The sequence below is a fragment of the Pseudomonas sp. SAS7 genome, from assembly GCF_052112345.1.
Lineage (GTDB): Bacteria > Pseudomonadota > Gammaproteobacteria > Pseudomonadales > Pseudomonadaceae > Aquipseudomonas > Aquipseudomonas putida_Q.
This window is the reverse complement of sequence record NZ_JBEGGO010000012.1, coordinates 94,021-111,997: the sequence shown is the minus strand read 5'-3', so window position 1 is coordinate 111,997 and position 17,977 is coordinate 94,021. Positions and strand designations below refer to the sequence as shown.

The 17,977-nt window shown below is 63.3% G+C and carries 16 protein-coding genes; all 16 read left to right on the top strand.

From position 1 onward, the window contains the following. Positions 1-8 precede the first annotated feature (8 nt). The 16 genes from ABI582_RS19740 (at position 9) to ABI582_RS19665 (ending at position 17,972) form a co-directional block, all read left to right on the top strand. On the top strand, positions 9-1,082 hold the full coding sequence (locus ABI582_RS19740) for an alkene reductase (protein ID WP_442120032.1): 1,074 nt from the start codon (positions 9-11) through the stop codon (positions 1,080-1,082). A gap of 25 nt (positions 1,083-1,107) precedes the next feature. Next, the gene (locus ABI582_RS19735) at positions 1,108-2,973 is read left to right on the top strand and encodes a long-chain-acyl-CoA synthetase (protein WP_442120031.1); all 1,866 of its coding nucleotides are present in this window, start codon (positions 1,108-1,110) and stop codon (positions 2,971-2,973) included. Beyond that, a complete protein-coding gene (locus ABI582_RS19730; RefSeq protein WP_338747411.1) occupies positions 2,966-4,054 on the top strand; it encodes an MBL fold metallo-hydrolase in 1,089 nt (362 codons plus the stop codon). The genes ABI582_RS19735 and ABI582_RS19730 overlap by 8 nt, the downstream gene beginning before the upstream one ends. A 71-nt stretch (positions 4,055-4,125) precedes the next feature. Beyond that, the gene (locus ABI582_RS19725) at positions 4,126-5,802 is read left to right on the top strand and encodes a DUF1302 domain-containing protein (protein ID WP_041167733.1); all 1,677 of its coding nucleotides are present in this window, start codon (positions 4,126-4,128) and stop codon (positions 5,800-5,802) included. 139 nt (positions 5,803-5,941) lie between these two features. After that, on the top strand, positions 5,942-7,153 hold the full coding sequence (locus tag ABI582_RS19720) for a thiolase family protein (RefSeq protein ID WP_028612900.1): 1,212 nt from the start codon (positions 5,942-5,944) through the stop codon (positions 7,151-7,153). A 5-nt stretch (positions 7,154-7,158) separates the two neighbouring features. Then, the gene (locus ABI582_RS19715) at positions 7,159-8,106 is read left to right on the top strand and encodes a bifunctional OB-fold nucleic acid binding domain-containing protein/MaoC family dehydratase (RefSeq protein ID WP_442120030.1); all 948 of its coding nucleotides are present in this window, start codon (positions 7,159-7,161) and stop codon (positions 8,104-8,106) included. A gap of 194 nt (positions 8,107-8,300) precedes the next feature. Further along, a complete protein-coding gene (locus ABI582_RS19710) occupies positions 8,301-9,206 on the top strand; it encodes a VOC family protein (protein WP_028612898.1) in 906 nt (301 codons plus the stop codon). Beyond that, the gene (locus ABI582_RS19705; RefSeq protein ID WP_023049054.1) at positions 9,203-10,078 is read left to right on the top strand and encodes a CoA transferase subunit A; all 876 of its coding nucleotides are present in this window, start codon (positions 9,203-9,205) and stop codon (positions 10,076-10,078) included. The genes ABI582_RS19710 and ABI582_RS19705 overlap by 4 nt, the downstream gene beginning before the upstream one ends. 11 nt (positions 10,079-10,089) lie before the next feature. Beyond that, positions 10,090-10,887 (top strand): CoA-transferase subunit beta, encoded by a 798-nt coding sequence (locus ABI582_RS19700; RefSeq protein WP_442120029.1) that lies wholly within the window; start codon positions 10,090-10,092, stop codon positions 10,885-10,887. Positions 10,888-10,903: 16 nt separating this feature from the next. Further along, the gene (locus tag ABI582_RS19695; protein WP_338747414.1) at positions 10,904-11,815 is read left to right on the top strand and encodes an enoyl-CoA hydratase; all 912 of its coding nucleotides are present in this window, start codon (positions 10,904-10,906) and stop codon (positions 11,813-11,815) included. Beyond that, complete coding sequence (locus ABI582_RS19690) at positions 11,812-12,918, top strand: NAD(P)H-dependent flavin oxidoreductase (protein WP_442120028.1); 1,107 nt, start codon at positions 11,812-11,814, stop codon at positions 12,916-12,918. Before ABI582_RS19695 ends, ABI582_RS19690 begins: the two co-directional genes overlap by 4 nt. After that, entirely contained in the window at positions 12,915-13,667 is a 753-nt protein-coding gene (locus ABI582_RS19685) for an enoyl-CoA hydratase family protein (protein WP_043199974.1), read from the top strand. The genes ABI582_RS19690 and ABI582_RS19685 overlap by 4 nt, the downstream gene beginning before the upstream one ends. A gap of 9 nt (positions 13,668-13,676) precedes the next feature. Continuing rightward, a complete protein-coding gene (locus ABI582_RS19680; RefSeq protein WP_016486852.1) occupies positions 13,677-14,837 on the top strand; it encodes an acyl-CoA dehydrogenase family protein in 1,161 nt (386 codons plus the stop codon). A 9-nt stretch (positions 14,838-14,846) separates the two neighbouring features. Continuing rightward, positions 14,847-15,905: an acyl-CoA dehydrogenase family protein gene (locus ABI582_RS19675; protein WP_241800702.1), complete on the top strand. Its 1,059-nt coding sequence runs from the start codon at positions 14,847-14,849 to the stop codon at positions 15,903-15,905. Between the two features lie 3 nt (positions 15,906-15,908). Further along, entirely contained in the window at positions 15,909-17,060 is a 1,152-nt protein-coding gene (locus ABI582_RS19670; protein WP_442120027.1) for an acetyl-CoA C-acetyltransferase, read from the top strand. A 33-nt stretch (positions 17,061-17,093) separates the two neighbouring features. Beyond that, a complete protein-coding gene (locus ABI582_RS19665) occupies positions 17,094-17,972 on the top strand; it encodes an SDR family oxidoreductase (RefSeq protein ID WP_442120026.1) in 879 nt (292 codons plus the stop codon). Positions 17,973-17,977: the final 5 nt, after the last annotated feature.

The window sequence follows — 17,977 nt, the reverse complement described above, 5'->3', positions numbered from 1 at the left end:
GAATCGCGATGAGCATTTTGTTTGAGCCCCTGCGCCTGGGCGAGCTGGAGCTGAGTAACCGCATTGTCATGGCGCCGATGACCCGCAGCCGCGCCACCGCACAGGCGGTGCCGACGGCTGAAATGGTCGACTACTACCGCCAGCGCGCCAGTGCCGGGCTGATCATTGCCGAAGGCACTGCACCGTCCGCCGACGGGCTGGGCTATTGCCGCACGCCGGCCATTTACGACAGCGCGCAGATCGAGGGTTGGCGCCAGATCACCCGGGCGGTGAGTAATGCGGGCGGGCGCATGGTGTTGCAGTTGATGCACGTGGGCCGCGCCGCCAGTAGGCAAAACAAACCGGTCGGGGCACGGACCGTCGCCCCCTCGGCGATACGTGCCCGCACCCAGGTGTTCTGCGACGGGTCTGGCCTGGTCGATACCGATGAGCCTCAGGCGTTGAGCCTGGAGGATATTGACCGCGTGATCGAGCAATACCGGCGCGCGGCCCTGAACGCCTGCGAAGCCGGCTTCGAAGGGGTCGAGCTGCATTGCACCAGTGGTTACCTGCCAATGCAGTTCATGGCGTCCGGCAGCAACCAGCGCAGTGATGGCTATGGTGGCGCGGTCGCCAACCGCGTGCGGTTTCCGGCCCAGGTGCTGGCCGCGATGGCAGCTGCAATCGGCTCGGGGCGTGTGGGTTTCCGCCTGTGCCCAGGTAACCCTTACAACGACATCAGCGATGCCGACCCGGCCGCCACTGCACAAGCCTTGTGCGAGCAGGTCGAGCCGCTTGGCCTGGCTTACCTGCACATCATGCGCTCGCCGCTGGCCGCACTGGATGCCTTTGCCTTGGCCCGCAGCCATAGCAGCAGCGGGTTGATCCTCAATGACGGTTTCGACGGGCCTTCGGCCGCTGCGGCGATAGAAGCCGGGCAGGGCGCCGCAGTGTCGTTTGCCCGCCACTTTATCGGCAACCCCGACCTGGTCGAGCGCCTGCGCGCCGGCCTGCCGCTGGCCGGCTTCGACCGCAAGACACTTTATACGAAAGGCTCGCCTGGCTATTCGGACTATCCGACCCACGCCCAGGCGACTGCATGAACAGCTGGTTTTATCGGAGGTAGGGATGAACAATTTCAATAACAACGCAAGCCTGCTGTCCAGTGTTGATCACGGGGTTGTGCCCCGCGAGCAAACCCAGGCCATCCTTGATCGCCGGGCCGAAGCCGCCGCGCGGATCAAACCTGCGGATCGCTATACCCTGGCTGATCGCCTCGAAGAACAGGCGCAACGCCACGGCGAGCGGCCTTTCGTGATTTATGGCGATCAGCGCTTGAGCTACGCCCAGGTCAACGCGCGGGCCGACCAGCTGGCCCACGTTTTCCATGCCCGAGGCCTGCGCCCCGGCGATGTCTGCGCGCTGGCCATGGAGAACCGCCCGGCGTTTTTCTGCTGCTGGTTCGGCCTGGTCAAGCTCGGTGTCGTGGTGGGCTTCGTCAATACCCAGGTCAGTGGCCGGCCGCTGGTGCACGCGCTGGAGGCCATCGAGGCCAAGGCAATGCTGGTCGGCGAAGAGGTGCTGGGCAACGTGATCGCCACCGAAGGACTGCCGCCGCTGCCGCTGTGGCTGGTCGAAGATGCCGAGCAAAGGTGGGCCGGGGCAATGCCTGCACAGGTTGACACCGGCCTGGCCGAAGCATTGGCTGATGCCCCGTGCACGCCATTCCCGCGTGATCTGCGTGCGGGGCTGCGCGCCGAGTCGCCGAGCCTGCTGATCTTTACCTCGGGCACCACCGGTTTGCCAAAAGCGGCGCGTTACAGCCACATGCGCTGGATGTCGACGGGGGACATCATGGAAGTCACCCTGCAGACCACGCCCAGCGATGTGTTTTATTGCTGCCTGCCGCTGTACCACGGCGCAGCGGCCACTTCAGTGACGTCAACCGCGCTGAAAACCGGTGCGGCGATCGTGGTGCGGCGCAAGTTCAGTGTCCGCGAGTTCTGGAAAGACGTGCGTGAGCACCGCATCAGCGTGTTCCAGTACATCGGCGAGATCTGCCGCTACCTGCTCAACCAGCCCGAGGCGGCCGGCGAACGCGACCATGGCCTGCGGTGCATGCTTGGCGCCGGGTTGACGCGTGAAACCTGGCAGAACTGGGTGCAGCGTTTTGGGCCGATCCAGGTGTTCGAGGGCTGGGGCTCCACCGAGTCCAATACCAATGTGGTCAACGTCGACAACTATGTGGGCGCCTGCGGGCGCATACCGTTCTGGGACAAGAGCAACCTGCGCCTGGTGCGCTATGACGTTGAAACCGACAGCCACCCACGCGACGAGCACGGCTTTTACCAGCTTTGCGAAGTGGGTGAAGTGGGTGAAGCCCTGGGCTTGATCATCGACCATCCGCAGATCGGCGGTGGCCGCTTCGAGGGTTACACCTCGGCCGAGGCAACCGACAGCAAGATCCGCCGCAATGTCTTGCGCCAAGGGGATGCCTATTGGAGTTCGGGCGACCTGCTGCGTTATGACGAAGACGGCTACCTGTACTTCATCGACCGCATCGGCGACACCTTCCGCTGGAAAAGCGAGAACGTTTCCACCCTGGAGGTGGCGGCGGCGCTGGGCGATTTTGCCGGGCTTGAGCTGATCAACATCTACGGTGTGCAGGTGCCCGGCCAAGAGGGGCGCGCCGGCATGGCGGCGGTACTGATGCAGCCAGGGCAGCCTTTTGACCCTGAAGCGTTCTACGCGCTGACCGAGGCGCGTTTGCCACGCTATGCGGCGCCTGTATTCGTGCGGGTGTCGGCGGCGGCCGACCTGACCAGCACCTTCAAATTGCGCAAGGTCGACCTGCAGCGCCAGGGCTACGCGCCGACGGCGTTCAGCGACCCGCTGTTCATCCGTGACGAAAGCAGCCGCAGCTATGTGCCGTACAGCACCCACATGCTGGGGCGCATTGGCCTGGCCGCTTTTGCGGGTGACGTCAGTGAGTAGCCTGGATGCCCAGGGGCACGAATGGCGCGCAGGCCTGCGCTTCCCCTGGCCGCAGCCACCGGCCAATGGCGAGGTTCAACAGGTCGCTGAAGGGCTGTTGTGGCTGCGCATGCCGCTGCCGTTCGGGCTTGACCACATCAACCTGTACCTGTTGCGCCACGGCGAGGGCTGGGTGGCGGTCGATACCGGGCTCAACAACACGCAGACCCGCGACATCTGGGAAGCGCTGTTTGCCACGGTGTTGGGTGGTTTGCCGCTGCTGGCGGTGATTTGCACGCACTTTCACTCGGACCATGTCGGGGTGCTCGGCTGGTTGACCGAGCGCTTCCGCTGCCCGGTGTTCATGAGCGCCAGTGAATATCAGGCGATGCACCAGCTGCGCGCCCCAGGTGACACCGGCACTAGCTGGGCGTTTTACCAGCATTACCAGCGCGCAGGTTTCAACCAGGAGCAGACCGCAGCATTGTTCCCTTTGCTGGGCTCCGCGCACTTTCGGCCAGAGGTACCCACCAGCTTCCGGCGCCTGAGTGAAGGCACCCAACTGATGATTGGCGGGCGCCGTTGGCAGGTCCTGATCGGCCGCGGCCATTCGCCGGAACATGCCTGCCTGTACTGCGCCGAGGACGGCCTGTTGATTTCCGGTGATCAGGTGCTGCCGCGCATCACCTCCAGTGTCTGCGTGCAGGTCACCGAGCCCGATGCCGACCCATTGCGCGACTGGCTGGATTCGGTGGAGCGCTTGCGGGAGGTGCCCGACAGCGTGCTGGTGCTGCCGGCGCATGAACGGCCGTTTTACAACCTGCATCTACGCCTTGATCAACTGCGCGCGCACCACCAGGGGCACTTGCAGCAGCTGCTGGCCGCCTGCGCCGCACCGCGCAGTGCGGTGGAGCTCATGGCCGAGCTGTTCCCGAAGGTAAAGGGACGATTCGACGAATTGATGGCGATTGGCGAGACCCTGGCGCATGTCAATTACCTGATTGCGCAGGGGCAACTGGTGCGTGAAGAAACAGCCGGCGTGTTCCGTTACGGGCGCACGCCCGAGGGTGTCAACGTTCAGTCGGTGCTAGGGCAGCTGTGAGCGGGCTGAGGCTAACGAGTGGTGTTCTTGCACTTTTGCGCGACCGTCAGGTCGTTAATCGGAGAGGCAGTGTGACTAATAAAAACAACAAATATGGTGCTGGCCCAGCTGTATCGGGTTTCGAATTATCGGGTCTGGTGGTGGCAACCGCACTGGTTTGCACACCCGCATGGTCTGGTGAAACGATCGAGTTCGACAACGGCACGACAATCGACTGGACGGTGACCACCAGCTACGGCCTGGGGGTTCGCCTGTCGAACCCGTCAAGCAAGCTGTTGACACCCAACGCCGATGATGGCGACCGCAACTTCGACAAGGGCAGCCTGGTCACCAACCGCATCGGCGCCCTGGCCGAGATGATCGTGCGCAAGGACAACTATGGCGGGGTGCTGCGGGCCAGTACCTTCTACGATGATGTTTACCATCGTTCCAACGACAACGACTCACCGGGCACAGTCAACAAGGCTGGCGACCATGACGAGTTCACCAGCGACACCAAGTATTACAGCGGCGGGCGCAGCAAGTTCCTCGATGCTTATGTGTTCAGCGGCTGGCGCTTCGACAATGGTTCGATGCTCGACGTCAAGGCCGGGCGGCATATCGAGTCGTGGGGCGAAAGCTTGTTCTACCCTGGCGTGAGTGGTGTACAGAACCCGTCCGATGCGGTCAAGGCCGCGCAGCCAGGGGTCGAGGTCAAGGAAGTGCTGTTGCCGGTCGGGCAGGTGTCGGCGTCGTATCGCCTGAACCCGCAGTGGACCTTGGGCGCTTACGTGCAATACGAATGGATGGGCACGGAACTGCCGCCTGTGGGCAGCTACCTGTCCACCAGTGATGTGGTAGGGCCAGGGCGAGAGTTTCTCATCGGCGCCAATGGGTCGCGTATCAACTACCAGGGCACCGATGAGCCGCGGGACAGCGGTCAGTGGGGGGCACAGGTACGCTTTCGACCCGTGCCCGCCCTGGAACTGTCACTGTTTCATGTCAATTATCATGACAAGAACCCAGCCACTGCCCTGGTGGGTTACCGGGCCGTCCCGGCCGGGCCAGGCGTGTTCTTCGGCACGCCGGATGGCTACCGCATTACCTACTTTGAAGACATCAAGCTGACCGGGATCAGTGCCTCGACCAAAATCGGCGAGACCCAGATCGGTGGCGAGTGGTCGTATCGCGACGGTGCACCAGTCATGGTCAACACCGGCCTTGGCCCCACGCCTGCGCGTGGCAAGGGCCAGCAAATGCAGTTGTCGGCGATCCGTATTCTGGGTGACCGGCCTTGGGCGAGCCAGACCTCGCTCACCGCCGAAATCGTGCATGTGCGTGTCGACAGTGTTGACGAAGCCTCGGCCGCGCCAAACCTGCTGGGCCTGGGCAACAGCCTGATTCCGTCCATGCGCCCGCTGGTGCAACCGTCCGACGACTACACCTACAAGACCTCGACTGGCTGGCGCAGCAAGACCGCCAGTGCCTACACCCTGGGTGCGTCCTTCAGCTACCCGGGCGTGTTCGAAGGCTGGGACCTGGAAGTGCCGGTGAACTTCTCCAACGTGTTCAGTGGTGCCACGCCGATGGCCGGGACCATTTCCGGGTTGCAGGGTGATCGCCGGTTGAGCCTGGGCGCCACCTTCAAGTACCTGGGCAACCTGGAAGTCGCCCTGCGGGTTACCGGTTACCTGGGCGACGCTGACCCGGTCAAGCGCCTGCTGGCAGACCGCGACTACGGGACATTCTCGGTCAAATACAGCTTCTGACTGGCGCGCCGGCGTCAGGGTTGAGTCAACCCTGGCGCCGGCCGCTGTTCTAGTCAAAATGGACGATCACTCGCCACGGCACCTGTGGCATGGTCGCAAGACAAAAACCTCAAGCACACAGCCTTCGAGTGGGGGATACATGGGTCTTAAAGGTCATGCGGCGATTGTCGGCGCCGCGCAATACAAACCCGAGAAGTACGCCACAGCGCCGCGAATGTTCCATCTTGAGCAAGTGGCCGACCTGGCGGCGCAGGCGCTGCGCGACGCCGGCTTGCGTGCCGAAGACCTGGACGGTCTGGTGATCAATGGCCCGCACTTCCACGAAGCTTCGGTGTTCGTGCCGGCCATGGCCGCCGAATACCTGGGTTTGTCTGTTAATTTCGCCGAAGTGGTCGACCTTGGTGGTTGTACCGCGGTGGGCATGGTCTGGCGCGCGGCTGCGGCGATCGAACTGGGCCTGTGCCAGGCGGTGCTGTGTGTGATGCCGGCGCGCCTGGCGCCGATGGGCCCCGACGAAGATCCCGGGGCAATGGCCCGCGCCATGCGTTACGGCGGTCACAGTACCGCCTTTGGTGCGCCAGAGGCGGAGTTCGATCTGCCTTACGGCCACATGGGCCAGAACACCGGCTACGCCATGATCGCCCAACGCTACGCCGCGCAGTACGGTTATGACCCGGTGGCGATGGCCAAGATTGCCGTTGATCAACGTACCAATGCCTTGGCCAACCCCCAGGCGATGTTCCATGGCCAGCCGTTGACGATCGAGCAGGTGCTGGCGAGCAAGCGCGTGGCTGATCCTTTGCACGTACTCGAGATTGTCATGCCGGTGGCCGGTGGCGCGGCATTGATCATTGCCTCCAAAGAAGTGGCCGCACGTACACGCAAGCGCCCGGCATTCATCACAGGCTTCGGTGAGCACCTGGCGTTCAAGTCGCCTTCGTATGCCCAGGACATGCTCAACACCCCGATTGGGCCTGCTTCGCGCCGTGCCTTCGAGATGGCCAGGCTCAAACCGGGCGATGTCGATGCGGCGCAGATCTATGACTGTTACACCATTACCGCGTTGCTGACCCTGGAGGACGCCGGGTTCTGTGCCAAGGGTGAGGGCATGCAGTTTGTTCGCGAGCATGACCTGACCTGGCGCGGCGATTTCCCGATGAACACCCACGGTGGCCAGCTGAGCTTCGGCCAGGCCGGCGCTGCCGGGGGCATGTCACAGGTGATCGAGGCTGTCACGCAGATCAGCGGTGAGGCGGGGGAGCGTCAGCTTGAACGCTGCGACGCTGTCTACGTGTCCGGCACCGGTGGCGTGATGAGTGAGCAGGCCGCGTTGATACTTCAGGGAGCATGACCCGCATGTCGAACAATAAGCCAATGCCGGTGCCGACTGAAATTTCCGCGCCGTTCTGGGAAGGTTTGAAGGCACAGCGCCTGTTGATCCAGCAGTGCAACGCCTGTGAACACTGGGTGTTCTACCCGCGTAGGCATTGCCCGCGGTGCCTGGCCCATGACCTGAGCTGGCGCGAAGTCAGTGGCGGCGCCACCCTGTACAGCTTCACCGTGGCACGCATTGCCACATTGCCGGATTTTGCCGATGAGATGCCACAGAAACTGGCCGTCATCGAGCTGGACGAAGGCGTGCGAATCAACACCACCCTGGTGGGGCTTGAAGAGGATCAGATCCGCATCGGCATGCGGCTCAAACCGGTGTTCGCGGAAGTCGACGCCAAGGGTACGCGTTTACTGCGCTTTACCGGTCCAGATCAGGACAGTACGGCGCTACAGCGTTCCACCGGCGCGCCTCAGGCGCAAACGCCGGAGCAGGGTGAAGCAGCAGCTGTACGCTTGGTCGCCATGGATGATGAGGTGGCGCTGCAGAGCCTGGTCAGTGAGACCTTCAGCCCCTGGAGCAACCAGATTGTCATCGATCAAGCCCTGATCGATGCCTTCGCCGCGCTGTCGGGTGATGACTACTGGATTCACACCGATCCGCAGCGTGCACGCAAGGACAGCCCGTTTGGCGGCACCATTGCCCACGGCGCGCTGGTACAGGTGTTGCAGTCCCGGCTCAAGCTGGCGCTGGGTTATGAAATCACCGGTTTCAGCACCATGGTCAACTACGGCTCCGACCGCCTGCGCTTCCCGGCGCCGGTGCCGGCCGGCTCGCGGGTTCATGCGCGCGCCAGGGTCAAGCAGGTGGCGCGGGTCAAGCGCGGCACCCAGTTGACCCTGGAGGTGAATACCCACGTCGTCGGCAGTGATCGCCCCTCGGTCATCAATGACCTGGTGATCCTGTACATGTAACCCCTCCGATGGCGCGAGATTGCCCTGCGATGCGATGTGCCTGGCGCATCACTATCGCGGGGCAAGCCTGTTTCCACCGCCTGCATTTCAGTATTGCCGATAGATCAACTGCTTAGTCTCAACGGACGATGAGCAACAGGCCTGCCCTCAGCACAATGAAGACCAACAAAGGTCCGGTCATTGAGGAGCAGGGCATGATGGATATCCGGGGGCTGAGCTACTTCGTCGCTCAAATCGAAAACCTCAGTCAGTGGCAACGTTATGCCGAAGACGTGCTGGGCATGATGGTGGTACCCGCGCCCGGTGGCGGACTGTACGTGAAGATGGACGAGCGGCCGTTTCGCATGCTCATCGTCGAAGGCGCCGAGGCAGGGTACCTGGCCTCTGGCTGGGAACTGGCCAGCGAGCGGGCATTCAACGCCGCATTGCAGGCACTGGAGCAAAACGGTGTGCGCTGGCAAGCAGGCACTGCCGCCGAGATCGAGCAGCGTGGCGTACAGGCACTGGTCAGTGTCCTGGACCCCTCCGGCAACCGCCACGAGTTGAGCTGGGGGCACCGTTCCGACTGCCTGCCATTCGTTTCGCCGCAAGGCGTGCCGGGGTTTGTTACCGGCGACATGGGCCTGGGCCACACCGTGCTGCCGGCCCCGGATTTTGACGCGACCCTGGCCTTCGTCAAGGACGTGCTGGGCTTCGAGCTGTCGGACATCTTCAACTTTCGCCCCGACCCGGCAGCACCGCCAATCCGCATTCACTTCCTGCATTGCCGCAACAGCCGCCATCACTCGCTGGCGCTGGCGGAGTACGCGGTGCCTTCAGGCTGCGTGCACGTGATGGTTGAAGTGGGCTCGATGACTGAAGTAGGCCGCGCCCATGACCGGCGCCTGGCCCATCAGGTGCCGCTGTCGGCGACCCTCGGGCAGCACCTCAATGACCGGATGACCTCGTTTTACATGAAGACCCCGTCCGGCTTCGACCTGGAGTACGGCTACGGCGGCCTGCAAGTGGACTGGGCTGAGCACTCGGCCTTCGAATTTACCCGGGTAAGCCTGTGGGGGCATGACTTTTCCGTCGGCCAACAGCAAGGAGATGTGCAATGAACAAGCAAATGACGGCGGCCGATGCCGTTGCGCACCTGCGCGATGGCATGACCATCGGCTTCGGCGGCTGGGGGCCACGGCGCAAGCCGATGGCGGTTGTGCGCGAGATTCTGCGTTCCCCTGTCAAAGACCTGACTGTGGTCGCCTACGGTGGCCCTGAAGTGGGCATGCTGTGTGCGGCGGGCAAGGTCAAGAAGTTGGTGTTCGGCTTTGCCACCCTCGACGCCATTCCGCTGGAACCCTATTACCGCAAAGCCCGCGAGGCCGGTGGGCTGGAGTTGCTAGAGGTGGATGAAGGCATGTTCCAGTGGGGCCTGCGTGCAGCGGCCATGCGTTTGCCGTTTCTACCGACCCGCTGCGGCCTGGCAACCGATGTCACACGGTTGAACCCTGAACTTAAGACCATCCAGTCGCCGTATGACGACGGCGAAGTGCTGCTGGCCATGCCCGCCCTGAACTTGGACGTGGCGTTTGTCCACGTCAACGTCGCCGACCGCCTGGGCAACACCCTGGTGACCGGCCCAGACCCGTATTTCGACCACCTGTTCGCTCGCGCGGCCCAGCAGTGCTTCGTGTCTTGCGAGCAATTGCACGAACGACTGGAACTGACCACCGAACAGGCACGCTGCAACACCTTTGAGCGGTACCTGGTCAGTGGCGTGATCCATGCACCGTTCGGCGCCCACCCGACCGCCTGCCAGCCCGAGTATGGCTGGGACCTGAGCCACCTCAAACGCTATGCCGCCAGTGCGGGTGAAGAGGGCGGCTGGCAAGCCTATGTGGCGCAGTACGTGGCGGCCGGTGAGCGGGCTTATCAAGAGCAGAACGGCGGTGCCGAACGCATGGGCTCCCTGGCCCTGCCAGTGTTCTGAGGAGGATGAAAATGTCGACTACCTGTGAATTTACCCTCGCGGAACTGATGATTGTCGCAGCCAGCGAAGCCTGGCGTGACAACGGCGAGCTGATCGCCTCGGGCCTGGGCGTGATCCCGCGCCTGGGCGCTAGCCTGGCCAAACTCAGCCACAGTCCGCAACTGCTGATGACCGACAGCGAGGCGTACCTGGTCGAAGAGCCGATCCCGCTAGGGCCGCGTGGCGATCAAGTGCCGAAATATTCAGGTTCGCTCAACTTCGAGCGGGTGTTCGAGTGCGTCTGGGGTGGCCGCCGTCACGCCATGATCGGCCCGACGCAGATCGACCGCTGGGGCCAGAGCAACCTCTCCTGCGTGGGCGATTACCACAAGCCCAAGGCCGCAATGCTCGGTGTGCGCGGCTTGCCCGGCAACAGCATCAATCACATCAACTCGTTCTTTGTACCCAGCCATAACACCCGCGTGTTCGTTAGCGGCGAAGTGGACATGGTCTCCGGTGTCGGTTTCAAGGCCGACCGCTGGCCAAAAGGGGTACGCCGCGACCTGATGGACATTCGCCTGATCGTCACCGACTTGTGTGTGATGGATTTCGACGGCCCGGACCGCGCGGTCCAGGTGCGCAGCTTGCACCCGGGGGTGAGCTTTGAGCAGGTGCAGGAAAACACCGGTTTCCCGTTGCTCAAGTCAGCGTCGCTAAAAGAAACCGTACACCCGACGCCTGAGCAACTGGCGCTGATCCGTCGGCTCGACCCCCATGATCTGCGCAGTTCGGCAATCAAGGGCAACCCGGCTGGCATTCGCGTGGCGTAAGGCGAGGGACATGAGTATGAACAGCCCTGACAGTGAATTCGTCGAGCGTGCAGACCACTCGGTCTACGAAACGCAGGAACCGGTGTTGTACAGCGTGGCAGAGGGTATCGCCACGCTGACCATGAACCGGCCAGGCTTCAACAATGCGCAGAACTCGCAGATGACGTATGCGCTGGATGCGGCGCTGCGCCAGGCTGTCAACGATGACGCGGTCAAGGTCATTGTACTGCGCGGGGCGGGCAGGCATTTTTCGGCCGGCCATGACATTGGCACGCCCGGGCGCGATATCAACAAACCGTTCGAGCGTGCACACCTCTGGTGGGATCACACCAACAAGCCCGGCGCCGAGCAGCTGTATGCCCGCGAGCAAGAGGTGTACCTGGGCATGTGCCGGCGCTGGCGTGAGCTGCCCAAGCCGACCATTGCCATGGTCCAGGGTGCGTGTGTGGCCGGTGGGCTGATGCTGGCCTGGGTGTGCGACCTGATCGTGGCCAGCGATGATGCGTTTTTCCAGGACCCCGTGGTACGTATGGGCATTCCGGGGGTGGAGTATTTTGCCCACCCGTATGAGCTGAACCCGCGCATCGCCAAGGAGTTTCTGTTCACCGGCGATCGCATGAGTGCCGAGCGTGCCTACCAGATGGGCATGGTCAACAGGGTAGTGCCCCGTGAGGAACTGGAGCAGGGCACCTATGCGCTGGCGGCCGGTATTGCCCGGCAGCCGCGAATGGGCCTTGCGCTGACCAAGCAGGCCATTAACCACGTCGAGGATCTACAGGGTAAACGCACGGCGATGGACGCCGCCTTTGCCTGGCACCACTTCGCCCATGCCCACAACGAACTGCTGTCGGGTGACAAGCTGGGCGGCTTCGATGCCAAGGCCATGGCCCAGGCCAACAAGGCTGCCGCCAGTGGAGAGCAGGCATGAGCCGCTGGTTGTGTACGCCATTGACCGAAGCCTTGGGCTGCCGCTACCCGATCGTGCAGACCGCCATGGGTTGGGTTGCAGACGCCAACCTGGTGATTGCCACAACCCGCGCCGGTGGCTTCGGTTTCCTGGCTGGGGCCACGATTGCGGCCGATGCCCTGGAAGGCGAGATCAACAAGGTAATTGCCGCCACCGGTGGCAGCAATTTCGGCCTGAACTTTCATATGTTCCAGGAAAACGCGGCCCAATGCGTTGACCTGGCGATTCGCTACCGCTTGCGTGCGGTCAGCTATGGGCGTGGCCCGGACAAACAGACCATCGCCCGTTTCAAGGCCGCCGGGGTGTTGTGCATCCCGACGGTGGGCGCACTCAAACACGCCCTGAAGGCGGTGGAGCTGGGCGCGGACATGATCACCATCCAGGGCGGCGAGGGCGGTGGGCATACCGGTGGTGTGCCCAGTTCGATCCTCTTGCCCCAGGTGCTCGCTGCGGTGTCGGTGCCGGTAATCGCCGCAGGTGGTTACTCCACCGGCAGAGGCCTTGCCGGCGCGCTGGCGGCCGGCGCCGTGGGTATTGCAATGGGCACGCGCTTTTTGATGACCCGGGACTCGCCTACGCCGTCGAGCACCTTGGTGCATTACCTCGAGGTCAACGACCCGCAACGGGTGCGGGTGACCACGGCGGTAGATGGCATGCGCCACCGCATGATCGAGAACCCGTTTATCAACCGCCTGGAGCAGGCCGGGTCTTTTGGGCGCCTGCGCATCGCGTTGCGCAGCGCCTGGAAATGGAAGCAGCAAACCGGAATGAGCCTGAGCCATCTGTTCGGTGTGCTGCGACAGGCACTCAAGGAAGACCCCGGCGCGCTGTCGCAAACGCTGATGGCCGCTAACCAGCCGGTACTGCTGCAGCGTTCGATGATCGACGGTGTTCCGGACGAAGGCATTCTGCCCAGCGGCCAGGTAGCCGCCGCCATTGGCGAACTCAAGAGTTGCCAGCAAGTGATCGAAGAAATTGCCCAGGAAGCCGAACGCTGCCTGGAAGCCCTGTTGGCCTGCCGTAGCGAGCATCAGCCTGCCGAACTTTGGAGAACACCCTCATGAGTCAAGCATTTACCACACAGATCGAGGCGGGCATTGCCGAGCTGGTGCTGGCCAAACCGCCGGTCAATGCCCTGGGCAGCCAGGAGTGGATGGACCTGGCCCATCAGGTCGAAGCCCTGGGCGCCAACCCCGACGTCCGGGTGATCGTCATCCGTGCCGAAGGCCGTGGTTTCTGCGCCGGTGTCGACATCAAGGAACTGGACGCCCACCCCGAACGCATCGTGGCGGTCAACGCCGGTAATTATGCGGCATTCAAAGCGGTACATCGCAACCCTGTGCCGGTCATCGTTGCCGTGCACGGCTTCGTCCTCGGTGGCGGCGTCGGCATTACCGGTGCAGCCGACATTGTCGTGGCCTCCGAGTGCGCCACCTTCGCCTTGCCTGAAGTTGACCGTGGGGCCATGGGCGGCGGCGCGCACCTGCAGCGTTTGTTCCCGGTGCAGAAGGTTCGTTATCTGTTCTTCACCGGCGACAAGATCGGCGCAGCAGAGGCTGCGCAGTATGGCTTCATCGAGCGCGTGGTGCCCAAAGAGCAACTGCGCGAAACCGCGCTGGAGATTGCCGGCAAAATCGCCGCCAAGAGCCCGGTGATGATCCGTATCGCCAAGGAAGCCCTCAACGGTATCGAGGACGGCAACCTGGAAGACAAGTACCGCTGGGAGCAGGGGCTGACCCTGCAGGCCTACACCAGTCCGGATTCTGCGCAAACCCGCCGCGCCTTCGTCGAAAAACGCGACGCCAAGTTCTGAGAGAGTGCCATGGAACTAGCTTATACCCCCAAGCAGAAGGCCTTCCGTGAGGAAGTGCGCGAATGGCTGGCGGCCAATCAGCCGACTACACCCCTGGCCAACTATGACACCCGGGAAGGGTTCGAGCAGCACCGGGCCTGGGAGGCGAAGCTGTTCGAGCAACGCCTGTCGATGGTCATGTGGCCCAAGGCCTACGGTGGGCGCGGTTGCGACCTGATCGAGTGGCTGATTTTCGAGGAAGAGTACTACGGCGCAGACGCACCGATGCGGATCAACCAGAACGGTCAGCTGCTGCTCGGCCCCACGTTGATGGAGTTCGGTACCGAGGCGCAGAAGCAGCGCTTCCTGCCGCGCATGGCGTCCAGTGTCGACATGTGGGCCCAGGGCTGGTCGGAGCCCAATGCCGGCTCCGACATGGCCGCGATCACCAGCAAGGCCATCCGTGATGGCGATCACTATGTGCTCAACGGGCAGAAAACCTGGTCCAGCCGCGCACTGTTTGCCGACTGGCTGTTTGGCCTGTTCCGCAGCGACCCGGCCTCGACCCGGCACAACGGCTTGTCGTTCGTGATGGTGCCGCTCGATGCCCCGGGCGTGACCATCCGGCCGATCAAGGCGCTGAATGGCAAGAACACCTTCGCCGAAGTGTTTTTCGACGATGTGCGCGTGCCGGTTGAAAACTGCATTGGTGCCGAAGGCCAGGGCTGGCATGTGGCGATGGCCACCGCGGGCTTTGAGCGAGGTTTGCTGTTGCGTTCGCCGGCACGCTTCCAGGCCACGGCGCGCAAGTTGATACAGCTGTACAACGCCAACCGGCAGAGCGCCGACCGTGACCCGAGCATCCGCGAAGCGGTTGTCGAGGCCTGGCTGGGCGCTGAAGGCTACGCGCTGTCGTCCTACCACACCGTCGGGCGCTTGAGCCGTGGCGCGCAGATCGGCGCCGAGTCGAGCATCAACAAGATCATCTGGTCGGAGCTCGACTTGAAGATGCACGAAACCGCCATGCGCATCCTGGGTGCGCACGGGGAGTTGTTGAGCAGTGCTGCGCAAGCGGTCGAAGGCGGCTGGCTTGATGGCTTCCTGTTCGCTCAGGCCGGGCCGATCTACGCCGGCACCAACGAAATCCAGCGCAACATCATCGCCGAGCGCATGCTCGGCCTGCCGAAATAGGAGCCGGCCATGGACTTTACCTTTACCGATGATCAGCTCACGTTTCGCGAAGCCATCAGCCGTTTCCTGATGACCGAGGCGGCGCCCGAAATGCTGCGCGAGATCTGGGAAACCGATACAGGCCGCTCCGCTGACTTGCGCAACAAGATAGCCGAACAGGGCCTGACGGCATTGTCGGTGCCCGAACAGTTCGGCGGCCTGGGCATGGATGATGTGGCCTGGGCACTGATGACCCAGGAGCTGGGCTACTACGCCATCCCGGACTCGTTGGCCGACACGGCTTATGTGGTCACCGGGCTGCTCAACGGCCTGCCAGACGAGAACCCGGTCAAAGCCCGCCTGCTGCCCCGCATCGCCGATGGCAGCGTGCGCCTGGCTATCGGCCACCCGATCAACCCGTTGGTGCCTGATGCACCGCTGGCAGAGTGGCTGATCCTTGCCCACGGCGATGAAGTGCATGCGGTGCCGCGCGCGCAGGTCGATGTGCAGGCCAACGCCAGTATCGATGCCTCCAGGCGCCTGGGCCTGGTGAGCTGGCAGCCAACTCGCGACACCCTGCTGATCGGCGGCGAACAGGGGCGGGCCTTGTGGGCCGATACCTTGAACCGCGGCGCCTTGTCGGTTGCCGGGCAACTGCTCGGGCTGGCCCAGCGAATCCTCGACCTGTCGGTGGACTACGTGGCCCAGCGCAAGCAATTTGGCAAGCCGATCGGCAGCTTTCAGGCGGTCAAGCATCACCTGGCCGATATCGCCAGCAAGATCGAATTCGCCAAACCTGTGCTGTATCGCGCGGCCTATGCCCTGGCGCAGGGTGATCGCCGCGCCGATGTCTATGTATCGCAGGCCAGGCTGGCCTGTTGCGATGCCAGCTGGCTGGCGGCGCGCCATGGCATCCAGGTGCACGGTGCGATGGGTTACACCTGGGAAGTCGACCTGCAGATGTTCATGAAGCGCGTGTGGTCGCTGGACCCGTCCTGGGGCGACCGTGCCACCCATAAAACCCGCGTCGCCGCCTATGTGCTCAGCGATGAAGCCCGGCTTGGGCCGGGCGCCACCTTCGAGGACTGAGCCATGCCCCAAGCGTATATCGTCGATGCCCTGCGCAGCCCCACGGGCAAACGCAAAGGCAGCCTGGCCCATGTGCATGCCATTGACCTGGGCGCGCATGTGTTGAAAGCGCTGGTCGAACGCAATGCCATTCCTGCCCACGCGTATGACGACGTGATTTTCGGGTGTGTCGACGCCATCGGCTCGCAGGCGGGTGACATCGCCCGCACCAGCTGGCTGGCTGCCGGCTTGCCGCTGAACGTACCGGGCACCACGGTGGACCGGCAGTGCGGTTCGTCGCAACAGGCGCTGCATTTTGCCGCACAAGCGGTGATGAGTGGCATGCAGGAGGTGGTGGCTGTCGGTGGTGTGCAAACCATGACCCAGATCCCGATCTCGTCGGCGATGCTCGCTGGCCAACCGCTGGGCTTCAGCGACCCGTTTTCTGGCAGCAAAGGCTGGCAGGCGCGCTTTGGGCAGCAGCCGGTCAATCAGTTTTACGCCGCCCAGCGCATCGCCGATCACTGGCAGATCAGCCGCGAAGACATGGAAGTGTTTGCCCTGGAAAGCCATCGTCGTGCCTTGGCGGCCGCAGACGCCGGCTATTTCGCCCGCGAGATCGTTGCCTGCGAAGGCCTGGCCTTTGATGAAACGCCGCGGGTCAGCAGCCTGGAGAAAATGGCCAGCCTGGAGCCTGTGAGCGCTGAGTTCCCGTCTATCACGGCCGCTGTATCGAGCCAGACCTGCGATGCTTCGGCGGCGTTACTGGTGGTCTCGGAGGCGGCGCTCAAACGCTACAACCTGACCCCCAGGGCACGCATTCATCACCTGTCGGTGCTCGGCGACGACCCGATCTGGCACCTCACGGCACCGATTGCAGCCACCCGTGCGGCGCTCAAGAAGGCTGGCCTGCGCATGGCTGATATCGACCTTGTGGAAATCAACGAAGCGTTTGCCTCGGTGGTCATGGCCTGGGCCAACGAGCTCGATTACGACCCGGCTCGCACCAACGTCAATGGCGGCGCCATCGCCCTTGGCCACCCACTGGGCGCTACCGGTGCGCGCTTGATGACCACCTTGCTGCATTCGCTTGAACGCACCGGCGGGCGTTATGGCCTGCAAACCATGTGCGAGGGCGGCGGCCAGGCCAACGTCAGCATCATCGAACGGCTTTGAAGCCACCCACACTCAACAACAGGAAAACATCCTATGGGAATCTGTGCAGGTCGTACCGCGATCATCACCGGTGCCGGTGGCGGGCTGGGCCGCGCGTATGCGTTGGCATTTGCCGCTGAAGGCGCCAATGTGGTGGTCAATGACATCCGTCGCGAGGCCGCCGAGGCGGTGGTCGACGAGATTTGTTCCAGTGGTGGCCGAGCAATCGCCAACGATGGCGACATCACCACCCTCAGCAGCGCTCAAGGCATCGTCGAGGCTGCATTGGCGGCGTTCGACGAAGTACATGTTTTGGTCAACAACGCCGGGGTCTTGCGTGATCGCATGTTCATCAGCCTGTCGGAAGAGGACTGGGACATGGTGATGCGCGTGCACCTGAAGGGGCATTACTGCCTGGCCAACATCCTCGGCCGGCGCTGGCGCGATCAGGCCAAGGCCGGTACGCCGGTGGCGGCGCGCATTATCAATACCAGTTCCGGCGCCGGCTTGCAGGGCTCGATCGGGCAGTCCAACTATGCGGCGGCCAAAGGCGGTATTGCTTCCCTGACCCTGGTGCAGGCGGCGGAACTGGCCCGCTATGGCGTCACCGCCAACGCCCTGGCCCCGGCGGCGCGTACGGCGATGACCGAAAGCGCAATGCCGGACATGGTCAAAAAGCCCGATGACGACAGCTTCGACGCCTGGGCGGCAGAGAACGTCGCGCCTTTGGTGGTGTGGCTGGGCAGTGAGGCGTCCGGGCATGTCACCGGCCAACTGTTCGAGAGCCAGGGTGGCCGGATCTCCCTCGGTGATGGCTGGCGTACCGGCGTTACCCGTGACAAGGGCGCGCGCTGGCAGGTCGCTGAAGTAGGGGCGGCGGTCGATGCGATCCTCAGCGAAGCACCCAAGGCGCAAAAGGTCTGGGGCACGTGAGCGCG